Source organism: Streptomyces maremycinicus (genome assembly GCF_001184025.1).
In the GTDB taxonomy this organism is placed as follows: Bacteria; Actinomycetota; Actinomycetes; order Streptomycetales; family Streptomycetaceae; genus Streptomyces; species Streptomyces maremycinicus.
The window spans coordinates 786629-811030 of sequence record NZ_BBYG01000008.1 but is presented as its reverse complement, the minus strand read 5'-3'; the positions used below and the strand labels follow the sequence as shown (position 1 = coordinate 811030).

General features: G+C 71.0%; 28 protein-coding genes. 22 read left to right on the top strand and 6 right to left on the bottom strand.

The window, feature by feature from the left end:
* Positions 1-137 precede the first annotated feature (137 nt).
* Positions 138-710, top strand: a complete 573-nt coding sequence (locus AOQ37_RS03905; RefSeq protein WP_234436785.1) for a TlpA family protein disulfide reductase — start codon at positions 138-140, stop codon at positions 708-710.
* Positions 707-1480 (top strand): cytochrome c biogenesis CcdA family protein, encoded by a 774-nt coding sequence (locus tag AOQ37_RS03900; protein ID WP_078889969.1) that lies wholly within the window; start codon positions 707-709, stop codon positions 1478-1480. The genes AOQ37_RS03905 and AOQ37_RS03900 overlap by 4 nt, the downstream gene beginning before the upstream one ends.
* 217 nt (positions 1481-1697) lie before the next feature.
* Here the strand turns inward: AOQ37_RS03900 and AOQ37_RS03895 are convergent, their stop codons facing one another.
* Positions 1698-2885 carry a DegT/DnrJ/EryC1/StrS family aminotransferase gene (locus AOQ37_RS03895; protein WP_062641070.1) on the bottom strand — a complete coding sequence of 396 codons (1188 nt, stop codon included), beginning with the start codon at positions 2883-2885 and terminating at the stop codon, positions 1698-1700.
* A 484-nt stretch (positions 2886-3369) separates the two neighbouring features.
* On the opposite strand from AOQ37_RS03895, the gene AOQ37_RS03890 reads away from it, so the two are divergent.
* From AOQ37_RS03890 to AOQ37_RS03860, 7 genes are all read left to right on the top strand, one after another.
* The gene (locus AOQ37_RS03890; RefSeq protein WP_062641068.1) at positions 3370-3576 is read left to right on the top strand and encodes a hypothetical protein; all 207 of its coding nucleotides are present in this window, start codon (positions 3370-3372) and stop codon (positions 3574-3576) included.
* Positions 3577-3592: 16 nt separating this feature from the next.
* Positions 3593-3850 carry a hypothetical protein gene (locus AOQ37_RS03885; protein ID WP_062641066.1) on the top strand — a complete coding sequence of 86 codons (258 nt, stop codon included), beginning with the start codon at positions 3593-3595 and terminating at the stop codon, positions 3848-3850.
* A 130-nt stretch (positions 3851-3980) separates the two neighbouring features.
* Positions 3981-4436, top strand: coding sequence for a hypothetical protein (locus AOQ37_RS03880; RefSeq protein ID WP_062641064.1), 456 nt, complete (start codon positions 3981-3983; stop codon positions 4434-4436).
* Positions 4437-4453: 17 nt separating this feature from the next.
* Complete coding sequence (gene lnt / locus AOQ37_RS03875; RefSeq protein WP_062641062.1) at positions 4454-6028, top strand: apolipoprotein N-acyltransferase; 1575 nt, start codon at positions 4454-4456, stop codon at positions 6026-6028.
* 18 nt (positions 6029-6046) lie between these two features.
* Positions 6047-6910, top strand: coding sequence for a prolipoprotein diacylglyceryl transferase (lgt, locus tag AOQ37_RS03870; protein ID WP_062641060.1), 864 nt, complete (start codon positions 6047-6049; stop codon positions 6908-6910).
* Entirely contained in the window at positions 6907-7155 is a 249-nt protein-coding gene (locus tag AOQ37_RS03865; RefSeq protein ID WP_062641057.1) for a hypothetical protein, read from the top strand. Before lgt ends, AOQ37_RS03865 begins: the two co-directional genes overlap by 4 nt.
* Before the next feature lie 800 nt (positions 7156-7955).
* Entirely contained in the window at positions 7956-9557 is a 1602-nt protein-coding gene (locus AOQ37_RS03860) for a peptide chain release factor 3 (RefSeq protein WP_234436784.1), read from the top strand.
* Between the two features lie 458 nt (positions 9558-10015).
* Here the strand turns inward: AOQ37_RS03860 and AOQ37_RS03855 are convergent, their stop codons facing one another.
* Positions 10016-10342 (bottom strand): metal-sensitive transcriptional regulator, encoded by a 327-nt coding sequence (locus AOQ37_RS03855; protein WP_062641056.1) that lies wholly within the window; start codon positions 10340-10342, stop codon positions 10016-10018.
* Positions 10343-10501: 159 nt separating this feature from the next.
* Here AOQ37_RS03855 and AOQ37_RS03850 point away from each other — a divergent pair, with 159 nt between their 5' ends.
* The 11 genes from AOQ37_RS03850 to AOQ37_RS03800 all read left to right on the top strand — a co-directional run bounded on the left by AOQ37_RS03850 (position 10502) and on the right by AOQ37_RS03800 (position 18046).
* A complete protein-coding gene (locus AOQ37_RS03850; protein WP_062641054.1) occupies positions 10502-10708 on the top strand; it encodes a hypothetical protein in 207 nt (68 codons plus the stop codon).
* Between the two features lie 182 nt (positions 10709-10890).
* Entirely contained in the window at positions 10891-11178 is a 288-nt protein-coding gene (locus tag AOQ37_RS03845; protein WP_062641052.1) for a hypothetical protein, read from the top strand.
* A gap of 155 nt (positions 11179-11333) precedes the next feature.
* Complete coding sequence (locus AOQ37_RS03840) at positions 11334-11594, top strand: DUF2933 domain-containing protein (protein ID WP_062641050.1); 261 nt, start codon at positions 11334-11336, stop codon at positions 11592-11594.
* Between the two features lie 57 nt (positions 11595-11651).
* Positions 11652-11909, top strand: coding sequence for a hypothetical protein (locus AOQ37_RS03835; RefSeq protein WP_062641048.1), 258 nt, complete (start codon positions 11652-11654; stop codon positions 11907-11909).
* Entirely contained in the window at positions 11902-12627 is a 726-nt protein-coding gene (locus tag AOQ37_RS03830; RefSeq protein WP_078889967.1) for a methyltransferase family protein, read from the top strand. The genes AOQ37_RS03835 and AOQ37_RS03830 overlap by 8 nt, the downstream gene beginning before the upstream one ends.
* A 241-nt stretch (positions 12628-12868) precedes the next feature.
* Entirely contained in the window at positions 12869-13189 is a 321-nt protein-coding gene (locus AOQ37_RS03825) for a hypothetical protein (protein ID WP_159401295.1), read from the top strand.
* A gap of 70 nt (positions 13190-13259) precedes the next feature.
* Positions 13260-13943, top strand: coding sequence for an ABC transporter ATP-binding protein (locus AOQ37_RS39585; protein ID WP_062641044.1), 684 nt, complete (start codon positions 13260-13262; stop codon positions 13941-13943).
* Positions 13940-15418: an ABC transporter permease gene (locus tag AOQ37_RS39580; RefSeq protein WP_062641041.1), complete on the top strand. Its 1479-nt coding sequence runs from the start codon at positions 13940-13942 to the stop codon at positions 15416-15418. The genes AOQ37_RS39585 and AOQ37_RS39580 overlap by 4 nt, the downstream gene beginning before the upstream one ends.
* A 204-nt stretch (positions 15419-15622) precedes the next feature.
* Entirely contained in the window at positions 15623-16126 is a 504-nt protein-coding gene (locus tag AOQ37_RS39575; RefSeq protein WP_062641039.1) for a hypothetical protein, read from the top strand.
* 133 nt (positions 16127-16259) lie between these two features.
* A complete protein-coding gene (locus tag AOQ37_RS03805) occupies positions 16260-16949 on the top strand; it encodes a response regulator (protein ID WP_062641037.1) in 690 nt (229 codons plus the stop codon).
* Entirely contained in the window at positions 16946-18046 is a 1101-nt protein-coding gene (locus AOQ37_RS03800) for a sensor histidine kinase (protein ID WP_062641035.1), read from the top strand. Before AOQ37_RS03805 ends, AOQ37_RS03800 begins: the two co-directional genes overlap by 4 nt.
* A gap of 196 nt (positions 18047-18242) precedes the next feature.
* Here AOQ37_RS03800 and AOQ37_RS03795 read toward each other — a convergent pair whose 3' ends face one another.
* Positions 18243-18509, bottom strand: a complete 267-nt coding sequence (locus tag AOQ37_RS03795) for a DUF2933 domain-containing protein (RefSeq protein WP_078889966.1) — start codon at positions 18507-18509, stop codon at positions 18243-18245.
* 87 nt (positions 18510-18596) lie between these two features.
* The gene (locus tag AOQ37_RS03790; protein ID WP_063781106.1) at positions 18597-19706 is read right to left on the bottom strand and encodes a lysylphosphatidylglycerol synthase transmembrane domain-containing protein; all 1110 of its coding nucleotides are present in this window, start codon (positions 19704-19706) and stop codon (positions 18597-18599) included.
* Between the two features lie 295 nt (positions 19707-20001).
* Here AOQ37_RS03790 and AOQ37_RS41080 point away from each other — a divergent pair, with 295 nt between their 5' ends.
* Positions 20002-22179 (top strand): NUDIX domain-containing protein, encoded by a 2178-nt coding sequence (locus tag AOQ37_RS41080; RefSeq protein WP_234436783.1) that lies wholly within the window; start codon positions 20002-20004, stop codon positions 22177-22179.
* Positions 22158-22709 (top strand): hypothetical protein, encoded by a 552-nt coding sequence (locus tag AOQ37_RS39570; RefSeq protein WP_062641030.1) that lies wholly within the window; start codon positions 22158-22160, stop codon positions 22707-22709. Before AOQ37_RS41080 ends, AOQ37_RS39570 begins: the two co-directional genes overlap by 22 nt.
* A gap of 174 nt (positions 22710-22883) precedes the next feature.
* Here the strand turns inward: AOQ37_RS39570 and pspAB are convergent, their stop codons facing one another.
* Together pspAB and htpX are read right to left on the bottom strand one after the other, a co-directional pair.
* Positions 22884-23462: a PspA-associated protein PspAB gene (pspAB, locus tag AOQ37_RS03775; protein ID WP_062641028.1), complete on the bottom strand. Its 579-nt coding sequence runs from the start codon at positions 23460-23462 to the stop codon at positions 22884-22886.
* A gap of 17 nt (positions 23463-23479) precedes the next feature.
* The gene (gene htpX / locus AOQ37_RS03770) at positions 23480-24400 is read right to left on the bottom strand and encodes a zinc metalloprotease HtpX (RefSeq protein ID WP_062641027.1); all 921 of its coding nucleotides are present in this window, start codon (positions 24398-24400) and stop codon (positions 23480-23482) included.
* Positions 24401-24402: the final 2 nt, after the last annotated feature.

Genomic DNA, 24402 nt, shown 5'->3' with positions numbered 1-24402 from the left:
TGCCATATCCCGGTGAAGGAGAGACAGCCGTGGCCTCAACGGCACCCCACACGCAGTCCGCTCCCGCGACGTCACTGGTGGACCGAGGCACCAGCCGGGCAGGGGCGAGCTCTCGAATGCGGCGGCAGGCTGCGGGCGTGGTCGCGGCCGCTCTGCTGCTCGCCGCGTGCGGGACGAGTACGACGTCCGGCTCGTCGGACACCGAGAAGGCGGCCGCCTCCAGCACCCAGGACGGACTCACCGAGTACCCGACGGGCAAACGGCCCATGGCTCCCATGCTCAGCGGCAAGACGATCACTGGCGACCAGTTGGACCTGGCCGACCTGCGCGGCAACGTGATCGTGCTCAACGTGTGGGGATCTTGGTGCGCGCCGTGCCGGGCCGAGGCACCCGACCTGAAGAAGGTGTCCGAGGAGACCCGTGACCTCGGCGTACGGTTCGTCGGCATCAACACACGGGACAACGACGCGGCGGCGAAGGCCTTCGAGCGGAACTACGGCATCACGTACCCCAGCTTCCGCGACCCCGACGGCAAGCTCCTCCTGGGATTCAACGGACGCATCCCGCTGTCCGCCGTTCCCAGCTCCGTGATCATCGACCGTGACGGACGAATCGCCGCCCGCATCATCGGCCGGACCACGTACACGACCCTGAGCGAGCTGGTGAAGGATCTCGCCGCGGAGAGGACCGGCGGAGGTGCGGACAAGTGACGGTGGCCGCCGCTGTCGGCGAAACGGTCCTGGCCGGCCCGCTCGTCCTCGCCCTCCTCCTGGCACTTGCCGCTGGAGCACTCTCGTTCTTCTCTCCCTGCTGCCTCCCCCTGGTCCCGGGGTACCTGTCGTACGTCGCCGGGATGTCCGGCGCGGGCGCGGCCGATACGGGGCAGCGCGGTCCGAGATGGCGGGTTCTGGTCGGCTGCCTGCTGTTCGTGGGCGGTTTCGCCGCGGTCTTCACCAGCTACGGGGCGCTGTTCGGTGGTGCGGGCGCCGTGCTGGTGGCGCAGCAGCGCACGCTCGGCATCGTGCTGGGCTCGCTCATCATCGTGCTGGGCCTGGTCTTCGCCGGGCTGCTCGACAAGCTGCCGCTGGCCGGTTTCAGCTGGCGGCCCTCGGTCCGGCCCGGCGCGGGCCTCGCGGGCGCGCCGCTGCTCGGCGCCCTCTTCGCGATCGGCTGGACGCCGTGCATCGGCCCCACACTCGCGGCCGTCCTTTCCCTGGCGGCGGACAGTGCGAGCGCCGGGCGCGGAGCCGTGCTCTCGTTCACATACAGCCTGGGCCTCGGGCTTCCCTTCCTGCTCGCGGCCGCGTCGTTCGACGGCGTGATGCGACGCTTCACCTGGGCACGGCGGCACGCGCGGGCTGTGATGCGAGTCGGCGGAGTGCTACTGGTGGCCGTGGGGGTCATGCAAGTGACCGGCTGGTGGGGGCAGCTCATCGCTCAGCTCCAGACACTCATCACAGGCTTCCAGCTCCCGCTGTGAATCCGCCCGTGGCACTGGGAGCAGGCAGGTTCTCCGCCCCGGATACGAGCCTGTGGGGGCGAACTGCCCTCTTCAGCCTGTACGGGCAGCACTGGAAGCGACCTCGCCGAGGCGGCGTACCACCCTCGCCCGCACAGCCGCAGACCGCGGCACAAGCGGCATCCCGAAGGTGGCGGATGCGACGTGCCCAGCCGGCGGAGGCCGAGGCGGCCGGGAGTCACACCCGCGGCGACTGGTCGCGGAGGGCCGGGCCCGGAAACGGATCCGCCGGTTGCGGTGCCTCGCGTTGCAGCAGGCGCATCATCCTCCGCGCCAGGAGGGGGTCCACCGGCAGCGCGTGCGCCGCGAACCAGCGGGCCGCTTCAGGCGCCGGGGATGGCTCCACGAACTCGGGTCCGGCGAAGTCGTCCAAAGGCGGGTCGTACAGGTATCCGATCACGACACCGCACCGCTCCAAACGTGCCACCAGCTTGTCCCGGTCGCGCACCATCAGAGGCACGCGGAACAGCGGCGGCACCCCGCGATCCCCGACCGCGCTCCGCACACCTGCGGCAGCCCAGACGGTGCCGCCCAGCAGCCTCGTACCCTCACGCCGCCGAGACAGATCCGTGTCCAGGCCACTCATCCGCCGCCTCAGCGTGCGCCGCAGAAGGCGTCCGTGTTCCCTGCGGTATCCGTGCAGATCGACTCGCACCCAGCGGTCGAAGGCCCCCAGGTCCGGACTGCGACCCGCCGCCTCCCGCAAGTGCCGTTCTTGGAGCTCCATACGAAAGCGTTCGCGCTCCAACAGCCCCAGGGTCCGCATAACCCTCCATACGGGCCGGACCAGATGGAGCCGCTGTACCGCAGCGCGTGCGAGAGGGCGCAGCGCGTATGCCAGGTCCCGATGCAGCTGCCGCGGCGCCAACAGCTCATCACGCAGGTGCTCCAGCGCCTTGCGGTCCGCTGGATCCTCCAGCGCCAGAAATCCGCCACCGGTCGCCCCCGCATGCTTGCCCAGGCTGAAAGCCGCAGCTTTTCCGAAGGTGCCGATCGGGCGGTCTCCCACAGTCGTACCGATCGCGTGTGCCGCGTCCTCAAGGAGGGGGATGCCCATGCGGTCGCACCGAGTGCGCAGTTCGTCCGCGTCGTCCGGCATGCCGTAGACGTTGGTCGTCAGCACCGCGCCCACGCTGCGCCATGTCGATTCCGGCACCACGCGGATGTCGATGTTCCCGTCCCGAGGAGACACCGGCGCCATCACGGGACGCAGCCCCGCCGCCAACACGACGAACACCATCACATCGTCGTTGACCGGCGACATCAGCACTCTGCCACCAGGAGCGCACCAGCGACGTAGTGCCAGGTACACGGCCAGTCTGCACGACGGGACATACACGCACTCACGGCCGAGCCGCTCACGCATCAGATCTTCGAGGGCACCGCCGGCCGACGGCGATGGACGTGGAGACTCTCCTGACAGCACGGCTCCCCTTTTCCATTCGATGCGGTCACCCGAGACTTCCGGACGCAAGGAGCGTCATGCGGGATGACCGGCTCCCAACCGGTGACCGGTGGCGTCCTTTTGAAGGCGGGATCACAGCGGACGGAAAGAAGGCGGCCGCTGGAGATCGAGTGTCGGCTACCGAACTAGACACTAAGCATCTTAGTAGATAAAGGCAAGAGTGCGAGTATTGCCCCCGGCCTGCACGCGAACACCCGACCATCGACGTCGCCAGCCTCGCCGCAGCCAATCAGACTCACTCCCACCCCGAGACACTCTCAGCAACAGATCCATCACACCGCGCGATCAGATATGCCCGGACTGGCGCCGCCGTTCCCATTTATCTAAACTACTTAGTAGACAGAGCGGGTTCGATGAGCGCCCCGCAGCCCACCGGGAGGCCCTCATGCCTCAGTATCTGTATCCACTGCTCCTCCTGGCCTGCCCGATCGGCATGGGCCTGATGATGTGGTTCATGACGCGCGGAGGGCTGCACGCATCACGGCGAAGCAGCTCCGTCGGCTCACCCGTGGCGCACTTCGAACTGGACGAGCTGCGCAAGGAAGTCGCCGAGCTGCGCGCCACACAGAAGGACACACGCGAAACCTTGTGAACTGGGCCTTGGTCCCATGGCCGCGATAGCGATATTGATCGGCGCCCTGCTTCTCGCCGCGATCTACTACGACATAGCCCGGCTGGTCAGCGCACACCAGAGCCGGTGCCCTCCGCTGGCCCGCTTCAGAGGCAGGCGCGCCGCGCTCGAGGATGAGGAGCGGTGGTGCGCCGGCCTGCTGCTGCACGGACGGATCGACACACGCTCCTACCAGCGACGCATGACGGGCCTCGCCCACGGCCACCGCGTCGTAGAACCTCCGCCTCACCACTGATCCAGCCCTTCATTGCTACTAATCTAATTAGTGACTTAGCATGACTGCCAGCCGCCGACCGGAGGCCGCTGTCAGGCTCCCCGGTTTGCCGTGCCGTCCGGTCGGCGGCCCGACCCCGAGGAGCAGCCCCATGCGCACCTGGCCCACCCGCAGATGGCTCGTGGCAGCAGCGGTCACCGTGATCGCCGCACTCGTCATCGGCGTGCCGACGGGCGTGGTGCCGACTCCCTTCTACACGCGGATGACCCCGGTGCTGTGGTGGAACTACCCGGTATGGCTGGTCAGTTCCGTGCTGGAGGGGCTCCTGGTGGCCACGTACGTCCGTATCGGCCCGGCCGACGTCCCCGCGGTCGGGCCACCCGAGCGCCCCCGTACCGTTCGCGCCCTCGGCGCCGGGCTGCTGTCGGCCTTCGCGGTCGGCTGTCCGATCTGCAACAAGCTCGTGGTGCTGGCCATCGGCGTCAGCGGCGCCCTGACGTTCTTCGCGCCGGTGCAGCCGGTGCTCGCCGTGGCTTCGGTAGCCCTGCTCGTCCATGTGCTGGTCCGGCGGCTGCGCACCGCGAACGTCTGCGCAGTCCCTTCGTGAGGCCCGGCACACCGCGCGTGGCCCGCCCCAGTGCGGCCACGCTCCGCTCATGGGCGGCGGCCTCCTCCGGTGGGCTGCTTCTCTACGCCTCGTTCCCGCCGGTCGGATGGTGGTTCCTGGCCCCGCTCGGTCCGGCTCTGCTGATCCTGGCGGTACGCGGACGGCGGGCCCGGTCCGCCTTCGTCGCCGGCGGGATCTTCGGCATCGCCTTTCTCGCCCCGCTGATTGTCTGGCTGGCGAACCTCGGTCTGGTCCCGTGGCTCACCCTCACGGCGGTCCAGGCCCTGGTCTTCGCACTCGCCGCGATGCCGCTGCCCCGCTTGATCGCGCTGCCGGGCTGGCCGCTGTACACCGCCGCCTGGTGGGTGGCCTTGGAGGCGGTACGCGGCCGGACTCCGCTCGGCGGCTTCCCCTGGGGACGGCTGGCCTTCGGGCAGGCGGACGCTCCCTATGCCGGCTGGGCCGCTGTCGGCGGCGGCCCAGCCCTCTCCTTCGCCGTTGCACTCCTCGGATCGCTGCTGTTGTACGGCCTGACGGCGTGGCGCAGCGGGCGTCGGGAGGTCAGCGCGGCCGTATGCCTCGGCGTGGCCGTCCTGATCACGACACCGCTCGCCCTCCCTGCCCCGGGGACATCTGGGCCGAGCGCCGTGGTCGCCGTCGTCCAGGGCAACGTCGAACGCGAGCGCACCCTGGAGGAGCAGGCCCGGGTGCGCAACGTCGCACAGAATCACGCACGCGAGACCAAGTCCCTGGCCGACGCCGTACGCCGCGGCGAGGTCCCGCGTCCGGATGTCGTCCTGTGGCCGGAGAACTCCCTCGACGGCGACCCGGGACGCAATCCGGAGCTCGGCTCCCTGGTCGCCGACTCGGTCCGCGAACTGGACAGCCCTCTCCTCATCGGCGCCATGCTGGAAGCCCCCGGCGGCCGGGCGTACAACGCCGGCCAGCTGTGGCTGCCCGGCCAGGGCCCGGCCTCCTGGTACGCCAAGCGCCAGCTCGTCCCCTTCGGCGAGTACATCCCCGCACGTTCGCTCCTCGGCGGCCTCGGCGCGCTCCAGCTCATCCCGCGCGACCTCCTGCCCGGTACTTCCACGGCCCCGCTGGAGGCGGGGCGGGTGCTGCTCGGTGACGTGATCTGCTACGAGATCGCGTACGACGACCGAGTCCGGGACACCGTACGGGCGGGCGCCAACCTCCTCGTCGTCCAGACGAACAACGCGACGTACGAGCGCGGTCTCCAGGCCGGGCAGTCCGAGCAGCAGCTGGCGATGGCCCGCATCCGCGCGATCGAGTACGGACGAGCGGTCGCCCTCGCCTCGACGAGCGGGGTCAGCGCCATCGTCGGGCCGGACGGACAGGTCATGGACCGGCTGGGGACCTGGCGTGGCGGCCATCTGGTGGAGCGGGTGCCGCTCGCCTCGGGGCTCACCCTCTCCGAGTGGCTCGGCGTGTGGCCCGAGGTGCTGCTGGGGGCACCCGTTCTCGTCGGTCTGGCGCTCTCCCTGCGTCGCTCGCGGCGCAGCGCAGCCGCAGCTCAGGCGCCTTCTTCCATGCCCGAGCATGACCAACCATTTACTAAGCTACTTAGCTGAATCTCTTATAGTGCAGGTATGGAACTCGCCGCACTGCCCAGCCCGTCGACCGGAGTCCTGTACCTGGGGCCGGTCCCACTGAGGGCGTACGCCTTCTGCATCATCCTGGGCGCCTTCGTCGCCGTCTGGCTCGGCACGCGCCGCTGGGTGGCGCGCGGCGGCAAGAAGGAGACGATCGCGGACATCGCCATCTGGGCGGTGCCCTTCGGGCTCGTCGGCGGCCGCCTGTACCACGTGATCACCAGCCCGGACGCGTACTTCGGTGCGGGCGGCGAGCCCATCAAGGCCCTGTACATCTGGGAGGGCGGCCTCGGCATCTGGGGCGCCATCGCGCTGGGCGGCGTCGGCGCGTGGATCGGGTGCCGACGGCACGGGGTTCCGTTCCCCGCGTACGCGGACGCGGTCGCGCCCGGCATCGCGCTCGCACAGGCCATCGGGCGGTGGGGCAACTGGTTCAACCAGGAGCTCTTCGGGCGCCCGACCTCCCTCCCCTGGGGTCTGGAGATCTCCCCGGACAAGCGGCCTGAGGGCTACGCGGACGTGGCGACGTTCCATCCCACCTTCCTCTACGAGTCGCTGTGGGACGTCGGCGTCGCCGTGCTGGTCGTCTGGGCGGGCGCGCGCTTCGCGCTCGGGCACGGGCGGACCTTCGCGCTCTACGTGGCCGCGTACACCGTCGGCCGGTTCTGGATCGAGTACCTGCGGATCGACGAGGCACAGCACTTCCTGGGGCTCCGGCTGAACAACTGGACCTCGATCGTGGTGTTCGCCGGCGCCGTCACCTACCTGGTGATCTCGGCCCGGCGGCGCCCGGGTGTGGAGGACATCTCGGGAAGCGACAGCGGGGCGGACGCCCCCGAAGCGGAGAAGGCGAGCGCATGACGGGCAACAGCATCAAGCACAGCAAGCTCAAGGTCGGGAAGCTGCATACCCGGTCCGTGCCGAACAGGATCTTCGGATGGTCCCTGTTCTGGCTGAGCCTGGTGGTCATCGTGGTGAACTGGGTCGAGGAGTTCAGCGAGCTGGAGGTGCTCCCTGGCGGTCACTCCTTCTTCTATCTGGGAGGCGGCGTCGTGGGGGCGGCCATCGGGCTGTGGAGGGCCGGCGTGATGGACGCCAAGTCGTAGGCGCCCCTCCCCGCCGAGCTTGCTCCTGGCCATCCCGACGCGCCGGGGCACCGCTGCCCGAGCAGGTGGCCGACTGCGTGGACCGGTAGGCACGCCGCCAAGGTGCGGGCCATCCGGCGCGGAGCTCAGGCCCGTTCAGCGCGGTCGATATCGCGGCTGCGCCTTCGCTGGTCCCCAGTCCCCAAGCAGCCTCCCCGGCGAGGTGACTCGGGATCGGCACTGATCGGCTCGCATGCGGAGCGGCTCCGCCGCGGTACCTCCAGCCCGGCGAGCGCATGGTGCCCTCGCCCTGAAGGGCACCACCCTGGACGGCGAGCAGGGTGCGGCTTCAAGAACCTGGCCGCACGCGCCGTGCCCACCACGTACGTCCTGGACGAGCAGGGGCGCGTGGCCGCCATGTCCATCGGCGCCCTCATCCACTGGGACCTACACCCTGTAATCAAGGACATCGCCGCCAAGAAGGCGTGACCGCCAGCACCGCACCGATCCGCGGATCAGATGCGGTCAGGCCGTGGACCAGCAGGCTGGACAACATGGAACATGGAGCAACAGCCCGGCGAGGGAACACCTGCCCCAGGTTCTCGACTCCGTTCGAGCAGGGGACACCCCGATCCAGAGACTGACGAACAGACACAAGGAACTGGTTGCATGGGGCACATACCGGGTCGGGGCCGCTGCACGGCACAAAGACCCTCACCGGGAGTCGACGCCGACGGACGGCGTCGTCCGCTCTCCGTACGGCCGCCTCGCCCGGCTCATGACGCCATGGCGGCTGGCCGTGCGGGCGCGGAGGCGGTGCGGTGATCCCGGACGGCAGAGGGGCGGCGGCCCGTGAGGCGGCGCGGCGGCGCACCTTCGCGGTGATCAGCCATCCCGACGCGGGCAAGTCCACGCTCACCGAGGCGCTCGCGCTGCACGCCCACGCCATCACCAGGGCGGGGGCGGTGCACGGCAAGGCCGGGCGCCGGCGGGTGGCCTCCGACTGGATGGAGATGGAGAAGGCGCGCGGCATCTCGGTCACCGCCGCCGTGCTGCAGTTCGCGCACCGCGGGTGCGTGCTCAACCTGCTGGACACCCCTGGGCACGCGGACTTCTCCGAGGACACCTACCGCGTCCTGGCCGCGGTGGACTGCGCCGTGATGCTCATCGACGCGGCCAAGGGCCTGGAGGAACAGACCCGCAAACTCTTCGACGTCTGCCGCCACCGCGGCGTCCCCGTGATCACGTTCGTCAACAAGTGGGACCGGCCCGGTCGAGAGGCGCTGCACCTGCTGGACGAGATCGAGCGCGAGTTCCGCCTCAGGCCCACCCCGGTCACCTGGCCGGTCGGCGACGCCGGGAATCTGCGCGGCCTGATCGACGTACGGATGCCCGAGCGGATGCTGCGCTACACCCGCGCCCTGGGCGGAGCCCAGGAGGCCGTCGAGGAGGCGATCGCGGCCGAGCGGGCGGCGGCCGAGGAGGGCACGCACTGGGACCAGGCGATGGAGGAGTTGGAACTGCTGCGGGCCGCCGGCGCCATGCACGACCAGGAGGCGTTCCTGGCGGGCCGGACCACGCCCGTGTTCTTCGGCGCGGCCATATCCAACATCGGCGTACGGCTGCTGCTGGAGGCCAGCGTCGACCTCGCCCCACCCCCGGGGCCACGGGAGCTGGCGGGCGGCGGTACCCGCCCCGTCGACGCGCCGTTCGCGGGGCTGGTGTTCAAGGTGCAGGCGAACATGGACCCCGCCCACCGCGACCGGATCGCCTTCATACGGGTGTGCTCGGGCGTCTTCGAACGCGGCATGACCCTCACGCGCGCCGCCACCGGAAGACCGTTCGCCACCAAGTACGCGCACAGCCTGTTCGGCCAGGACCGCTCCAGCGTCGACGTCGCCTATCCCGGCGATGTGGTCGGCCTGGTCAACGCCCACACCCTCCGGGTGGGCGACACCCTCTACGCGGACCAGGCCGCCGTCTTCCCGCCCATACCCTCCTTCGCGCCCGAGCACTTCGCCGTCGCCCGGCCCGTCGACGTCAGCCGCTCCAAGCAGTTCCGACGGAGCATCGCCCAACTGGACGAGGAGGGCGTGGTGCAGGTGCTCGTATCCGATCTGCGCGGCGAACAGGCCCCGGTTCTGGCCGCGGTCGGCCCGATGCAGTTCGAGGTTGTCACCGCCCGGATGGCGGGCGAGTTCTCCGCTCCGGTCAGGCTGGAGCCACTGCCGTACCGCCTCGCGCTGGCCACCGACGCGGCCGGCGCCGAAGCGCTGGGCCGCTCCCGGATCAAGTGCGAGGCGCTCACCCGCGTCCGCGACAAGGCACGGCTCGCTCTCTTCCGCAGCCGCTGGCAGGCCGACTTCCTCCAGCGCGAATTCCCCGACGTCCGCCTGGACCACCTCACCGCCGCTCACGACTGACGCACCACCGTCCTGGCCTGGGTGCTCACCGGTATCGCGGGACGTGGTGTCATGGTGGTGTGAGCGATCACAGATTCACGTGATCGCTCGCAGTGACCAGGCGATGCATGCGCAGAAACCGGGTGCGTGCGCTCATCACCCGTCTGACGGCGGCACGGATCCCGCTCGAACCATCTGGCCGTGTCTCCCTGCGCCGCGTCTCGGGGGACCCCAGGACGGGGTTCATATCCGAGTCGGGCAGCAGGAGGCGCTCGGAAACGGCGGGATCCCGCCCGGTCTTTGGACTGGGCGGGATCCCGTGCGTCGCAGGATTCAGTTGTCGGAGCCGGGGTGGATACGCCGCGTCAGCGACTGAAGTCCGCTGCCCTTGCGGACGTGGCAGACGGCTCTTCCTCCTTCCTGCTGGGCGCGCGGCGGATCGTGCCGACGCTCGGCAGCCCGGGCGGTCGGCCCGCGGTTCACAACCGCAGGGCGCGGCGCAGGGCGACGGTGATCTCGTCGAACTTGGCGTCGGCCTCGGCGGGTTCCGCCTTCGCCGCGTCCAGTACGCAGTGCCGTGCGTGGTCGTCGAGCAGGCCCAAGGCGACTTCCTGCAACGCGTGAGTGACGGCGCCGATCTGGGTGAGGACGTCGATGCAGTACCGGTCCTCGTCGACCATGCGCGCCACCCCGCGCACCTGGCCCTCGATCTTGTGCAGCCGGGACAGGTGATCGGCCTTGTGGCTGTGGTAGCCCGGCGGTTCGGACACCTGCGGGCGGAGACCGCGACCGGAGGCTGTGGTCATCGCCGTGCGCCTCCTCTCCGTCTCTCCGTGTGTATCGCGTGTACGAGGTGTGGATTCCATCCTGACCGTGGATACCCCCACCGCGTAGGGGCCTGCTGTCCCGTCCGCGGGGCCGAAAGGCCCCTGTGTGGGGTACCGCGCGCGGACAGGAGGGTGACGGTGACCGCGCACGCCGCGCCCGGCTCTTCGGTCCGCGACCGCTTTGACGTTCCCGAGGTGGTCACCGGCGGGATCGGCGTCGCCCTCATCCCGGCCTCGCTCCCGCCCTCGCTCACCCGCAGCCGGCGCGAGCAGGAGGACCGATCCGTCTCGATACCGGGGAGCGGTGCGCAGCGGACGGCCGAAGAGGAACCCGTGACAAGGTGACCGGCTCTCCTCGGGCGAGGCCGTTGCGATAGGGCCGTTCGGCACACTACTAAGGACCTTAGCGCCCTGGAACGCGCGGCCCGTCGGGGCCACGGTGGAAGAGTCCGTATCGCCGGGGCAAAGGCGCTGATCACGAGGGTCACAGCCCCCGCCGGTGGCCCCGCTCGAGAACGGAGGCAGCCATGTCGACGCTGATCGGAGTGGCGCTGCTGACGTCGATCGCCGTCGACACCGTACGGCGCGTGACAGGCGCGCGGGGACGGTGCGGGGTGCTCCTGGCCCCGTTCGCAGGGCGACGTGCCGCGGCCGGGGCCGCCGAATGCCGTTTGGTGCGCCTGCGGTTGGCGGACCGTATCGACGCGGCCGCCTACCGGCGGGCGATGGACAAGCTCGCCCACAGGAGCCAAGGGCCTGACGTACGCGTTCCGGCGATCCGCCGTGTGCTCGGCCCCCGGGGACGGGCGAAATGAGGCACGCGGGCCCGCGGGGCCGACCGGCCCTGCGAACCGAGGACCACCGGCCCTCCCCACGGCGCGCTCGGCCCCTACCCACTGGCGAACGACAGGCTCACGCTCGAAATAGACCACCCGTACCGGGTGGCGGTATCCGAAAGGGAGGCGACGTCATGACGAACGACAAGCGCCCGATCTACGCACTCGCCGCGGCGATCGGAATCATCGGGCTCGTGGCCCTGGGCGTTCCCATCGGGACCGTCATCCTGCTGGCCGTCCTGGCCGCCTGCCCGCTGATGATGCTCATGATGCACGGCGGGCACGGCGGAGGCATGCACGGCGGACACGACCACACGGACGAGTCCACCGACAAAGACCGCGATCCGCTGCACAAGCACGACGACAAGCACCCCTACGGCCATGGCCGCTCATAGCGCGGGACAGGGTCACCATCGTTCCCGCCACCGTGCGGCAACGGTGAGGGCAGTCCCGTGACCGCCGTGATCGCGGCGCTGATCGGCTCGCTGATCCTGGCCGCCGTGTTCTACGACGTGGCCCGCCTGGTGACACCGCGCGAGAGCCGCTGCCCGCCCCTGGCCCGGCTCCGCGGCCGTAGGGCCGCGCTGGAGAGTGCCGAGATGTGGCTCGCCGGCCTGCGGCTCCACGGCCGGATCGACGCGGACGCCTACCGGACAAGGATGCACAGCCTCGCTCGCGGTAAGCGCACCCAAGGAGGACATGATGGCTGACGCCGCATACGGCCTGTGGCCGCTGGTCGTACTCAACACCCTGCTGTTCATCGTCTTCGCCGCCAGCTTCTTCCACCCGAAGAGCAAGCGGGACTGGCGGGCGATGGGCGCCTACAGCGCCTTCCTGGTCGCGCTGTTCACCGAGATGTACGGCACCCCGCTGACGATCTACCTGCTCGGCAGCTGGCTCGGCAACCAGTTCCCGCTGCTCAAGGACACCCACGCCGGCGGACACCTGTGGAACGACCTGACCGGCTGGACCGGCGACCCCCATCTGAGCCCCTTCCACCTGGCCAGCTACGTCGCCATCGGCGGCGGGTTCTGGCTGATCGCCACCGCCTGGAAGGTGCTGCACGAGGCCGCCCAGCACGACCGCCTGGCCACCACCGGTCTGTACGCGTACGTGCGGCACCCGCAGTACGACGGCTTCCTGCTCATCATGATCGGTTTCCTGTCGCAGTGGCCGACGATCCCCACGGTGGTCATGTTCCCGGTCCTGGTGTACGTGTACGCCCGCCTCGCCCGCAGCGAGGAGCGCGAGGTCGCCGAGAGGTTCGGTGCCGACTGGGACGCGTACGCGGCCCACACCCCCGCCTTCTGGCCCCGTATCCGGAAGCGGCACGGCACCCCCAAGCCGCCCGTACGGACCGGCGGCCCCTCGGACCGGGCCGACGGGCACAAGCGCCACCCAGTTGGCAGGCCCGGCAGCGAACGGTGACCACGAGACCCCTGCCTCGTCAGAGGGACGTAAGGAGGCAATCGTGATGAACGTCATCCCCCACATGGTGATCGCGACGGTCGTCGTGGCCGCGGGAGCCGTGGCCCTCGTCGTCCTGTGGCTGACCGGACCGCGAGGGCCGAACGGAGGCCACCGGGTCCGTCCGGCCCTCCCCGATACACGCCGAAATCGTTCGCACGGTGCGCGTGGTCCACGCCCGTCGGCACGGAGGTGAAGCGTCATGGCATCTCTTGCCCTGGCCCTGGTGGCTCTCCAGCTGCTGACCGTCGCACTGAGCGGCGCCCATCTCCATCGTCGGCATCGGCACGACGCCGACGCGCTGCCCCGGTCCCTTCACCGCGTCGCCCCCGTCCTCCTGGCGAGTTCGGTCCTGCCCCTCGTGCCGCTCCTGGCCTTCGACGCCTCCGCCGTGCTGTGGGGCCTGTGGGGCACCGGATACGTCGTCGGCGCACTCGTATACGCCGGCGCCGACGCCGACCGGGACATCCCGCCCGACAGCACACAGCACGCGGTGACCGGACACCAAGGCCACAGGGCCTGACCGCAAGAGCTCCTTTCCGGCGCGCGCGACCGCCATCCGACCGGCACCACCGGGAACTCCAGGAGGAATCATGCTTCCCACAGCACCCCCGTCACCTTCCCCGGCCCCGCTGACCGAGCAGCAGCCGGTGCTGGACGCCGCCGGGATCGAGAAGACCTACCGGCGTGGTGTGTGGCCCGCCAGGCGGAGCCTTCAGGTGCTGCGCGGCGTCGATCTGTCGCTGGCCCCCGGTGAGGTCGTCGGCCTGGTCGGCGAGAACGGTTCCGGCAAGAGCACCCTGATGAAGATCCTCGTCGGTGCACTGCGCGCCGACGCCGGCAGCGTGTCGTACCACGGCCGTCTCGGCTACTGCCCGCAGGAGCCCGTCGTCTACGAACACCTCACCTGCGACGAGCACTTCGAGCTCTTCGGCCGCGCCTACGCGATGACCGAGCAGGCGGAGCGACGCTCCCGCCGGGCGATCTACGAGTCGCTGGGCTTCGAGCGGTACGCCGCCGTCCGCGCCGACCGGCTGTCCGGCGGCACCCTGTCCAAGCTCAACCTCGGGCTCGCCCTGCTGGCCGACCCGGAGGTGCTGATGCTGGACGAGCCGTACGCGGGCTTCGACTTCGACACGTATCTGCGGTTCTGGGAGCTGGTCGCCGAGCGGCGCCGGACGGGCCGCACTGTGCTGATCATCAGTCACTTCGTGACCGACGAGGAACGCTTCGACCGCATCGTGCAGTTGCGGGACGGGAAGACGGTGCCGCGGTGAGCACCACCGGCCTGCTCGTACGCCGCTACGTCACCGAGACGGCACGCAATCCGGTCACCGTCACGATGCTGGTCGTCGTACCGGTCGTCTTCGTGGCGGTCGCCGCGCGGAAGATCGCGGACGCGGCGGAGCTGCTCGGCGGACAGGGCGGAGTGGAGGTGGAGACCGCCACCGCCGGATGGGCGGCCGCGTTCATCTCGGCCATCGCCATGTACTTCCAGGTGCGCTCCGCCCGCGCCACCGACCGCCGCCTGGTCTTGGCCGGGATGGCCCCCGCCCGACTCGTCGGCGCACGGCTCGCCACCGGACTCGCCCTCGCTCTCACCGCGACCGCCGCGGCCCTGGTGACCCTGGCGGCCCGCACCGGCATCGACGCGCCCGGCCGGACCATGGCGGGCACGCTGATGTTCGCGGTGATCTACCTCGGCATCGGGGCCCTGATCGGCGCGCTGGTCTCCTCTCCGGTCAACGGCACCGTGCTGGTCTTCTTCGTCTGGATCCTGGACGTCTTCCTCGGACCGGCGTTCGGCTCCGCGGACCGGGCGGTGACCCGGATCCTGCCGACGCACTTCGCGACGCTGTGGATGACGGACCTGCCCTCCCGCCACGGAGGCCGCGACGGCGACCTCGGCTGGGCACTCCTGTGGACCGCGGCCGCCCTCGCCGTCGGCTGGACGGTCATCGCCGCCACCAGCCGCGCCGCCCGCCCGCACCGGCAGACGGGCCAACTCGCCACCGCCGTACGGATGGGGATGCGCACAGCAGGCCGCAACCGCGTGCTGTGGTCCCTGCTGATCGCCGTCCCGACGGTCTTCATCCTGCTCGCCGCACTGACCACCCCCGAGGAGTACCAGACCATGGCGCTGACCGAGAACGGCCGCCAGGTCGCGGTGCGCTTCTGGTTCCCCGACGCCCATCCCGGCTTCATGACCCCGGTCGCCATCGCCTCACTGGCCGCGCTCGTCGGCCTGTTCACCGTCCTCGACGCACGCTCCGGCGACCAACGTCTCGCCCTGGCCGGCCTGCGCGCCCGCAACCTGCTCACGGCCCGGCTGTCCGTCGTCGCCCTGGGCGCCCTGATCGCCACGGCGGCCTCCGTGGCCGTCACGGCAGTCCTGTTCGACCCCCGCCAGTGGGGCCTCTACCTGGCCGCCAACACCCTGACGGGCCTCACCTACGGCCTCATCGGCGTGCTGATCGGCTCGCTGTTCGGCCGGGTCGGCGGGGTCTTCGTCGCGTTCCTGGTGCCGTTCCTCGACCTCGGCATCGAGCAGAGCCCCATGCTCAACTCCCAGGTGTCCGGCCTGGGGCACGCCCTGCCCGGCTACGGCACCTCCCGGGTCCTGTACGACGCCGCCCTCACCGCCTCCTTCGACGAGACCGGGCCTCTGCTCATCGCCATCGCCTGGGTCGCCGGCCTCACTGTCGCTGCCGGTCTTCTGTTCCAGCGCGCCGTACGAACCGCCGTGGCCTGAGGGGATGGTCCGCGGTGGACGCCGACACCCTGCGGACGGGCCTTCACGGACGCTTCATGCGTGCACCGGCCCGTGCTTCACATGCCGCTCGGATGCTTGTTACCAGGGACATCGGGCCTCGACCGGCGTACAGACGCCGAGGCCGAGCCCACCGAATGAACCTGCCCGGCACACGCCGGAACACGACTCAGGAGGTCGAGAAGGATGAAGCTGAACCGAAAGGATCTGACGCGGGGACTGGTGGCGCTCGGGGTTGCCGGAGCACTCGCCGGAGGTGTCGGCATCGCGCAGGCGGCGACCGGCACGGCAGGAGCGTCGCCCGCCGCGAGCACGGCATCCGCCTCGCCGACCCACATGTGCGGCGGCGGCATGCACGGCATGGCGTTCGACGAACACGCACCGATGGACGCCGCGGCGAAGTACCTCGGCCTGAGCCGCACCGACCTGCAGAACCAGATGCACGAGGGCAAGTCGCTCGCGGACATCGCCAAGGCCCAGGGCAAGTCGGTGTCCGGACTCAAGGACGCGATGATCGCGGCGGTCAAGAGCGAGCTCGACGACAACACCACGCTGACGGCCGAACAGAGGAAGACGATCCTCGCACAGGCCAAGAGCCACATCGACATGATGGTGGACACCGCCCATGCGTCCGGTGCGGGCCACCGCTCGATGGGCATGGGCATGGGGATGGGGATGGGCGGAATGTGACATCAGTCCCTCGCGGGTGCCCGGCAGGACCGACAAGGCCGGGCACCCGACAGCGCGGGCGAGCCGTGGAACTCGGGCAGACGTCCGCACGTACGGTGCTGCCTGGCCCAAGTGTCGTCTGAGGGGTGAGCCCATGCAGCGGGTGCTGGTGGTCGACGACGAGCCGCACATCCGAACGGTCCTGCGCGGCTATCTGGAGGCGGACGGTTTCCGGGTGACGGAGGCCGCCGACGGGGAGGCCGCGCTCGCCGCGGTCCGCGGCGATCCGCCCGACCTGGTGCTGCTGGACGTGATGCTGCCGGGGATCGACGGGCTGGAGGTGCTGCGGCAGCTGCGCGGCTTCAGTGACACGTACGTCGTCCTGGTCACGGCGAAGGCGGAGGAGGTCGACAAGCTCGTCGGACTCGGCGTGGGCGCGGACGACTACGTGACCAAGCCGTTCAGCCCACGTGAGGTCACGGCCCGGGTGAAGGCGGTGCTGCGCCGCGGCCGGGGAGCGCACGCCGGCCAGGACGCCCCGCTGCACTTCGACGGCCTGACCATCGACCCGGCCGGCCGCGAGGTGACGGCGGAAGGGAAGCCAGTGGCACTGTCGAGCCTGGAGTTCGACCTGCTCGCCGCACTGGCCGGCTCCCCGGGCCGGGTCTTCTCACGCGCCCAACTGCTGGAGCGGGTATGGGGTTACGACTTCTACGGCGACGAGCGCGTCGTCGACGTCCACATCCGCAGTCTGCGCGCGCGGCTGGGTGACGACGCGAGCGATCCGCACCTGATCGCCACGATTCGGGGCGCGGGCTACAAGTTCGTGGGCCGGCCGCGATGAAGGCGCGTCTGCCCCTGCGGCTGTTCGCCTCCCACACCGCCGTGGCCGTGGTCGGCGCCATCGTGGCCTATGTGACGGTCCGGCTGCTCGCCCCGCACCTGTTCGACCAGCGCATGGGGATGATGAGCGGCGACATGCACGGCACGGGCCCGGCGACGGGGGCACAGGTGCACGCCGCCTTCCAGACCGCGCTCGACACCGCCCTCCTCGTGGGCGTCCTGGCCTCTGTCGCCACCGCCGGAGTCCTCGCGGCGTTCGCCACCCGCCGTCTGCTGCGCCCTCTGGATGCCGTGCGCACCGCAACGCGGCAGATCGCCACCGGACGGTACGAGGTCGATGTCCCGCTTCCGTCCGAGCCGGAACTCGCCGCGCTGGCAACCGATGTCAACAGCCTCGGACATGCCCTGGCCGACACCGAGACACGGCGCACACGGCTGCTCGGCGACGTCGCCCACGAGATGCGGACCCCGCTGACCGCCCTCGACGGCTACGTCGAAGGACTGATCGACGGAGTGTTCACCGCGAGCCCGGACACCCTGGCCTCACTCAGCGAGGAACTGCGCCGCCTGCACCGGCTCGCCGACGACCTCTCCGGCCTGTCCCGCGCCCAGGAGCAGCGCCTCGACCTCGCCCTGGCCGACGCCGACCTGGCGGAGCTGGCCCGGCACGCCGCTGCTCGGCTCTCGCCCCAGTTCGACGACGCACACGTCACGCTGGTCTTCGACACCGACACGGTCGTGCCGGTGCACGCCGATCCGGACCGGATCACCCAGGTCCTGACCAACCTGCTGGGTAACGCCCTGCTCGCGACACCCGCCGGCGGCACCGTCACGATCACCGCCCGCCGCTCCGGAAACCGCGGCGAGGTCGCCGTGACCGACACCGGCGTGGGGCTGGCCGAGGAGGACATCGAGCGCGTGTTCGAGCGTTTCTATCGTGCACCCGGCCGGCCCCGCCGCTCCTCCGGCTCGGGCGTCGGCCTGACGATCGCCCGGGGAATCGCGCGCGGGCACGGCGGAGACGTGACCGCCTCCTCGCGAGGGCGAGGACAGGGCGCGAGCTTCACCCTCGTACTGCCACTGCGCCCGCACCCCTAGCCTGCTCTTCAGCCTTCCGGCTGCGTGGTGATGCCGGGGGCCTCTCGGTTGCCGTGCAGCAGGTCGTACAACGCCGTGGGTCGCCCTGCGCACTGGGTAATTCCACGGTGGGGCACCTCATGTCGGCAGAGCCCAAGTGCGGGATGTCCCGTCCTTTCTTCGTGGGTCGAGGCGGGTATCCCGGCGTGCGTGACGCTCAGTGCTGGTGCGGGCCCTTCTTCGTCAGTCCGGTCCCGCCATGGCCGTCATGCCGGTGGTCCGGGCCTGTCTCCTTCCCTCGCTCGTGCGACCCCCTGCCGTGCCCGCCGTGGCCCCCGTGGCCCCCGTGCATGAAGGCCATGCTGAACAGGCACGCCACCACGAGGGCGAAAAGGACGAGCGCGAGCGGCGGGACGCCGAGCCAGAGCAGCAGGACAGCGGCGACGACCGCGATCACGGCGCCTGTGAGAACTTTCGGTTTCATCTCCGGCTCCCTGGGTCTTGTGTGACCAGTTCCCTGTGAACTCCACTCTCCTCCACGTAGGGCAGCCCCGCATGGGTACTAATGGCCTTAGCATTGGGCCCAACGGCCCTGGTTCCTGACTCCGCCCGTTCCGCCCCCGTCTCGCCGGCGCCGGGTGTGGAGCGTGAGGCGGAGCCAGCAGGCCCAGCCGATCGGCTGGGCGGCCCAGAAGCTGACGACGCGGTACACGAGCGCGGCGGCGATCGCCTGGTCGGCACGGAGCCCCTGGACGACGAGCAGGGAGATCAGGCCGGCCGAGGCGATGCCCAGGCTGCCGGGGGTCAGGCGCAGGCTGATGGAGATCTGGGTCAGCCCGTAGGCGATGAGGGTGCCCCGCCAGGGCACCCCGATGCCCAGGGCCCACAGGGCGGCGGTCAGGGCGACGGCGTCACAGACCCAGTTCAGCAAAGCGAGCCCGTAGGGGCGAGCCCAGCCGCGCAGCCCGGGCTGGATGGTCTCGGCCTGGCGGACAACGTCGGCAAGGAGGCTGCCGAGCCGTTTCCCGGCTCGCCATCGGACGGTGACGCGGCGCCCCGCACGCCACATCGCGCGGCGCAGACCCGGTGACCGGCTGAGGAAGACGGCCGCTGCGACCGTGGCGGCAAGCGCGGCGGCCACCGCGAGCACCACGGTCCGCAGCCCCGCGCCCGGTCCGCCGGGATCGGCCGCCAGCGCGCCGAGCACCAGGAGAAGCGCGAGGGCAAGGGCCGACAGGGCTCCGGCGACGACCAGCACGGCGGCGGCGAGCGCCAGGCCGATGTCCCGTCGATGCAGCTGGCGGATCGCCCACGCGACGGACAGGGCGCTGCCGCCCGGGAGCGCGCCGGCCATGGCATTGGCGGCCAGCGCGAGCCCGGTCATGGTCCCCAGGCCCGGCCGTGCCGGTGCCCCGCGCAGCAGCCACCGCTGGAGGGCGGCGAGGGAGACGAACGAGGCCGCCTCGAACGCCAGGGCCACCGCCAGTTTCGGGAGGCTCACATGGGTGAGCAGGTGGGAGGTGCCGACCAGTTCACCGCGGCGTGTGACGGCTCCCGCCACGGCAAGCGCGACAACGGCGCCCGAGTCGGCCCACCAGGACCACACCTGCCACTGGGGCCGCCGCGCCTTCGCAGTGGTGGTCGGCGGGGCCGGTCCGTGGCGGGCGTCGCCGTCGGTCATCGGGCGAGCAGCTCCAGGACGGAGCGGGAGGCCGGCTCGATGACGTCGAGCAGGAAACGGGGTGCCACACCGAGGACGACGGCCAGCGCACACGGACTCTGACGGCCGTTCCCACAACGGCCTCGACGCCGACCCGGTGTACGAGGAGCCGGTTCGGCCGGCCCAGAACAGCGTATGGCCGGCCCGGGCCTGTCCGGGGGAGGGGCGGGGGCCGAAGGTCCCGCGTCAAGGGAACCGTCCGGCCCTGTCGGGCCAAGCTCCCCTCGCGGCAGCGTGGGTCGGGAGGTGGTCTGAGATGTGCCCACAACACAGCCCCGCCATGGCGCCGGGCGCCCAAGTGCTCCATGACACCGATACGGGCCCCAGCGGCAGCCTGGACAGCGCCACCGCGGGCTGCGGCGCAGGTGAGCGGACGGCGTCGGCGTGCGCGCCGTGTGTGGCCGCACTGGCCACGCCGCAGGACAGGCTGGAGGCCGTCCGGGCGGCGCTCGCCCGCGAGGCGGAGCCGCTGGTGGCGCTCACCCACCTGCTGCACCTGTGCCGTGACCAGCACGCCGAGCTGTGGGAACGCATCGGCGACCCTGACTGCCGGCACCGGGTGACCGCCGCCCTGGAGCCGCTGGCGGGGATGCTGGCGGCGCGCGCCGGAACCACGACCGTGGATCCCGCTCTGGGACGGGCGCTGGCGGATGCGCTGGTGGCGGTCGAGGGCGTGCCCGCGGTGGCGGTCGCCCGCGCGCTGGCCGAACTCCTGGACGAGCACTTCGCCGACTCCTTCACCGCATCGTTCCGCCGGCGCAGCCCGTACCGGCCGGGCGTGGGGGACCCGATCCCGCTGGACGCTCCCGATCTGCGCGGGGTGACGCGGATGCCGCCGACCGCGCCGCCGTGGCGGCTGGCCAACCGGCTGGACGAGACGCGGCATGTGCGGCTGGCCGGTGACTGGGCGGTCCAGTTCCGCGTGGTCTTCGACTACAGCCTGTACGACGTCCTGTCCGGTCTGGTCACTGCCGAGACCGTGGTGGCCACCTGCCACCCCAACCGCGCCATGGAGGAACTGGAGCTGCCCAAGGACGCCGAAGGACGGACGTTCCCGGTGCGTCCGGCGAACCCGGCGCGGCAGTACCGGCAGATCGACCGGCTCATCGGCCGGGCCGCCGCGGCCAGGGCCGCCATCGTGGTGCTGCCCGAGCTGTCGGTCACCGAGTCCTTGGCCAGGCGGTTGCGGGCCTGGGTGCAGCGGCCGGACGGGCCCCGGCTGCTGGTCACGGGCAGCTACCACCACCAGGACCCACCCGGCGGCGAGCCCACGGGCAGGCGCCGGCGCAACACCGCCCTGGCCTGGGTGAGGGGCCACGACCAGCCGCTGCTGCACGACAAGCACTCGCCCGCCGACCGACCGGTGGTCGAGGACATCCGCCCCCAGGGATGGCCCGAGCAACGCGTCTACGTCCTGGCCGACGGCTGGCACCTGGTGATCGCCATCTGCCGGGACCTGCTCAATCCAGAGGCCGTTCACACGCTGGCCGAGGCCGGGGCGAACCTGGTGCTGGTGCCCGCGATGAGCGAGTCGCTGACCGCGTTCGGCGGCCCCGCGGCCCACCTGGTGGGGGCCCGGCAGGCCCTGGTTGCCGTCGCCAACAACCCCGGCCAGTGGCCGGACGCTCTCGGGGCGGCTCGCGGCCCCGCGCGCGCCCTGTTCGGACACCCCGGCTTCGCCCGGCAGACCCGCCTGGTCCACACGTCGGACCCCGGTCCGGGAGTCGCCCTGCTCACTGTCGGCTCCGGTCAGATCGGCTGGCTGGACGACCCGGCCGGCCCCACCGCGCGCGAAACCGCCCAGCACGGGACGCAGGCCACCGCGCCCGCACCACGGCGGCCGGACGAGCCAGGCTGGCTGGCCCCGCTGACGGCGCATCTCCTGGCCTTCCCGGCATCGGGTGCCACCGCGCCGGAGCAGGTTCCGCTGCGGCCGTCGGCCGTGCTCGTGCTGCTCACCGACGGCGGCACCGGCCCCCGGGTGCTGCTCACCGAGCGGACCGGGGACCTGGGCGACTACCCGGGCCGGCTCGTTTATCCCGGCGGGGCCGCCGACCCGCGCGATGCGGGACCGGCCGCCACGGCGCTGCGTGAGGCGCACGAGGAAACCGGTCTGGACCCGGACTCGGTCCAGGTCATCGGCGCGTTGCCGGCGTTCGCCCTGCCGGAGTCCGGCTTCCTCGTCACCCCGGTGCTCGCCTGGTCGGCCGCGCCCGCCTTCTCCGCCGGGATCAACCCCGCGGAGGTACGCGCCCTCGGACACGTCCGCCTGACCGAGGTCGCCTGTGGCGGGAACGCGAACGACCACTCCGACGGGTCGGCGTCAGTCGGCGTCATGACGGCCGCCGTCGCGGACTTGCTGACCGGCATGCTCGCCCGGGCCGGCCACGGAGACCGTGCGTCACCATCGCCATGCCGGTCCTCTTCCTGCTGATGAAGGCCGTACGCCGGCACGACGACAGCGTCGCCGAGGAACTCAAGGTGGCCCCGGACGCCGGCCCCAGGCCGCCGTCCCGCAACCACGCCGTCGTCCTGGTGTCCACGGTGCACGCGCCCACGCTGCGCGCCGTCGGCTACGCCACCTCCACTCACCCCAGCAGCATCGAGGCCGTCACTGTCAGCGTCGACCCGGACGAGACGCGTGCGCTGGCGAAGGCATGGGACGCTCACCGTCTGGACGTACCGCTGGTGGTGCTCGAATCCCCCTTCCGCGAGATCACCCGCCTGGTACTGGACTACCTGCGCCGACGCCGCCTGGACACCCCGCGCGACGTGGTCACCGTCTTCATCCTGGAACACGTGCTCGGACGGTGGTGGGAGCAGATCCTGCACAACCAGAGCGCGCTGCGGCTCAAGGCGCGGCTGCTGTTCATGCCCGGCGTCATGTTCACCAGCGTCCCGTACGTGCTGCGCTCCGCGACGCAGCACACCGAACCCCCGGAACCCCCGGTCACGGCCCGGTAGGCCAGGTCCGGGTCCCGACCTCTGTGCTGTGCTCTCTGGTCGTGCGCGGACATGGGCCGGTCATGGGATCAGGACACCCTCGACCGGGGGTGTCCTTGTGAGGTGCCGAAGGAGACCTTCGGCCGAATACGGACAGGGGGGTCGCAGCGGGCTGCGCGCGCGGAGCGGGGCAGGTCACAGGCCGGGGGCGCCCCAGAGCGGGAACCAGCGGGTCAGGTCCTGTTCGATGCGCAGGTCGTCCTTGACCGTGGCCTTGACCTGGAGTTCGAGCGGGTTGTCGCGTTTGTGGCCGGGCAGCGGCGCGAAGGGGTAGAAGGCGCCGCGTTTGTAGAGGTAGACCAGCGCGAGGGGGCGTAGCTCGGCGTCGTGGAAGGCAGCCAGGGAGCAGAGGAGCTGGGGACCGAAGCCGCTGTCCTGCAGGGCGGTGTTCACGGCGTGCAGGTCGCTCACGAGGGCGGGCAGGTTGCCGGGGTCGCGACGGGAGAGCAGCCATGAGTATCCGTAGGAGTCACGGCTGAACTCCACCGGTACGCCGGCCCGTTCGGAGTCCGCGTCCAGGAGGGCCGTTACCTCCTGCTGGACTTGGGCGAATGCCCCTCCCTCGATGGCGGCGAAGCACACCGCGCCCTGGCCGGTCGGGGTGAAGCCGATGGCCGCCTGGAGGGTGATCGCCGCCGAGGGCAGGCCGAAGAGTTGATCCAGGTCTGGCCGAACCGGTTTGCTCCGGCCGAGCAGGGCGTCCAGGAAACCCACGAGGTATCAGCTCCTTCTCATGACGACGACTGGCCACCCGTCTCGCCCAGCTCGACGGAGATCTCCGCGAGCGCCTCGATGCGGCGTTCCAGGCTGGGGTGGGTGGAGAACATGTTGGCCACCGCCGTGCCGGGCCCGAGGGCGGGGGTGAAGAAGAACGCGTTGAACGCCTGGGCGGTGCGCAGATCCTTGGTCGGGATACGGGCGATGTCGCCGCTGACTTTGGTCAGCGCCGAGGCCAGTACGGAGGGTTTCCCGGTGAGCATGGCCGCGGCGCGGTCGGCGGCCAGTTCGCGATAGCGGGACAGCGCCCGGATCAGCAGGAAGCTGAGGGCGTAGACGAGCGCGGAGACTCCCATGACGATCGCGAGCAGGGCGGCGGTGTTCTGGTCGCGGTCGTTGCGTCCGCCGAACAGCTGGGAGTAGAAGGCGAAGCGGACGATGAGCCCGGCGATCACGCCCAGGAACGAGGCGATGGTGATCACCGCGACGTCACGGTGCGCGACATGGGAGAGCTCGTGGGCGAGGACGCCTTCGAGTTCCTCGGTCGTCAGGCGGCGCTGGAGCCCGGTGGTGACGCAGACGACGGCGTGGTCGGCGTTGCGGCCGGTGGCGAACGCGTTGGGCAGGTCCATCTCCGAGATGGCCACCCGGGGTTTGGGCATGTCCGCGGTGGCGCACAGCCGGTCGATGACGCCGTGCAGCTCGGGCTGTTCCTCTGCTGTGACGAGGTGGCCGTGCATGGCGTACAGGGCGATCCGGTCGGAGAACCAGAACTGTGCGCCCAGCAGCCCGGCGGCGATGACGACCACCACGACGACGGACTTGAGCAGCACGATCAGCGCGGCGATGAACGCCACGTACACCAGCCCGAGCAGGAACATCGTGACCGCCATGCGGGCGGTCAGCTGCCGGTCGGGCTCGAAGCGGCTGCGCATCG

Excerpts from the sequence above, each read along its gene's own strand:
- AOQ37_RS03895 (WP_062641070.1), bottom strand. The coding sequence starts at position 2,885 with ATGCGTGAGCGGCTCGGCCGTGAGTGCGTGTATGTCCCGTCGTGCAGA.
- AOQ37_RS03890 (WP_062641068.1), top strand. The coding sequence starts at position 3,370 with ATGCCTCAGTATCTGTATCCACTGCTCCTCCTGGCCTGCCCGATCGGC.
- AOQ37_RS03885 (WP_062641066.1), top strand. The coding sequence starts at position 3,593 with ATGGCCGCGATAGCGATATTGATCGGCGCCCTGCTTCTCGCCGCGATC.
- AOQ37_RS03880 (WP_062641064.1), top strand. The coding sequence starts at position 3,981 with ATGCGCACCTGGCCCACCCGCAGATGGCTCGTGGCAGCAGCGGTCACC.
- lgt (WP_062641060.1), top strand. The coding sequence starts at position 6,047 with ATGGAACTCGCCGCACTGCCCAGCCCGTCGACCGGAGTCCTGTACCTG.
- AOQ37_RS03865 (WP_062641057.1), top strand. The coding sequence starts at position 6,907 with ATGACGGGCAACAGCATCAAGCACAGCAAGCTCAAGGTCGGGAAGCTG.
- AOQ37_RS03855 (WP_062641056.1), bottom strand. The coding sequence starts at position 10,342 with ATGACCACAGCCTCCGGTCGCGGTCTCCGCCCGCAGGTGTCCGAACCG.
- AOQ37_RS03845 (WP_062641052.1), top strand. The coding sequence starts at position 10,891 with ATGTCGACGCTGATCGGAGTGGCGCTGCTGACGTCGATCGCCGTCGAC.
- AOQ37_RS03840 (WP_062641050.1), top strand. The coding sequence starts at position 11,334 with ATGACGAACGACAAGCGCCCGATCTACGCACTCGCCGCGGCGATCGGA.
- AOQ37_RS03830 (WP_078889967.1), top strand. The coding sequence starts at position 11,902 with ATGGCTGACGCCGCATACGGCCTGTGGCCGCTGGTCGTACTCAACACC.
- AOQ37_RS03825 (WP_159401295.1), top strand. The coding sequence starts at position 12,869 with ATGGCATCTCTTGCCCTGGCCCTGGTGGCTCTCCAGCTGCTGACCGTC.
- AOQ37_RS39585 (WP_062641044.1), top strand. The coding sequence starts at position 13,260 with ATGCTTCCCACAGCACCCCCGTCACCTTCCCCGGCCCCGCTGACCGAG.
- AOQ37_RS39575 (WP_062641039.1), top strand. The coding sequence starts at position 15,623 with ATGAAGCTGAACCGAAAGGATCTGACGCGGGGACTGGTGGCGCTCGGG.
- AOQ37_RS03805 (WP_062641037.1), top strand. The coding sequence starts at position 16,260 with ATGCAGCGGGTGCTGGTGGTCGACGACGAGCCGCACATCCGAACGGTC.
- AOQ37_RS03800 (WP_062641035.1), top strand. The coding sequence starts at position 16,946 with ATGAAGGCGCGTCTGCCCCTGCGGCTGTTCGCCTCCCACACCGCCGTG.
- AOQ37_RS03795 (WP_078889966.1), bottom strand. The coding sequence starts at position 18,509 with ATGAAACCGAAAGTTCTCACAGGCGCCGTGATCGCGGTCGTCGCCGCT.
- AOQ37_RS03790 (WP_063781106.1), bottom strand. The coding sequence starts at position 19,706 with ATGACCGACGGCGACGCCCGCCACGGACCGGCCCCGCCGACCACCACT.
- AOQ37_RS41080 (WP_234436783.1), top strand. The coding sequence starts at position 20,002 with ATGTGCCCACAACACAGCCCCGCCATGGCGCCGGGCGCCCAAGTGCTC.
- AOQ37_RS39570 (WP_062641030.1), top strand. The coding sequence starts at position 22,158 with ATGCCGGTCCTCTTCCTGCTGATGAAGGCCGTACGCCGGCACGACGAC.
- htpX (WP_062641027.1), bottom strand. The coding sequence starts at position 24,400 with ATGCGCAGCCGCTTCGAGCCCGACCGGCAGCTGACCGCCCGCATGGCG.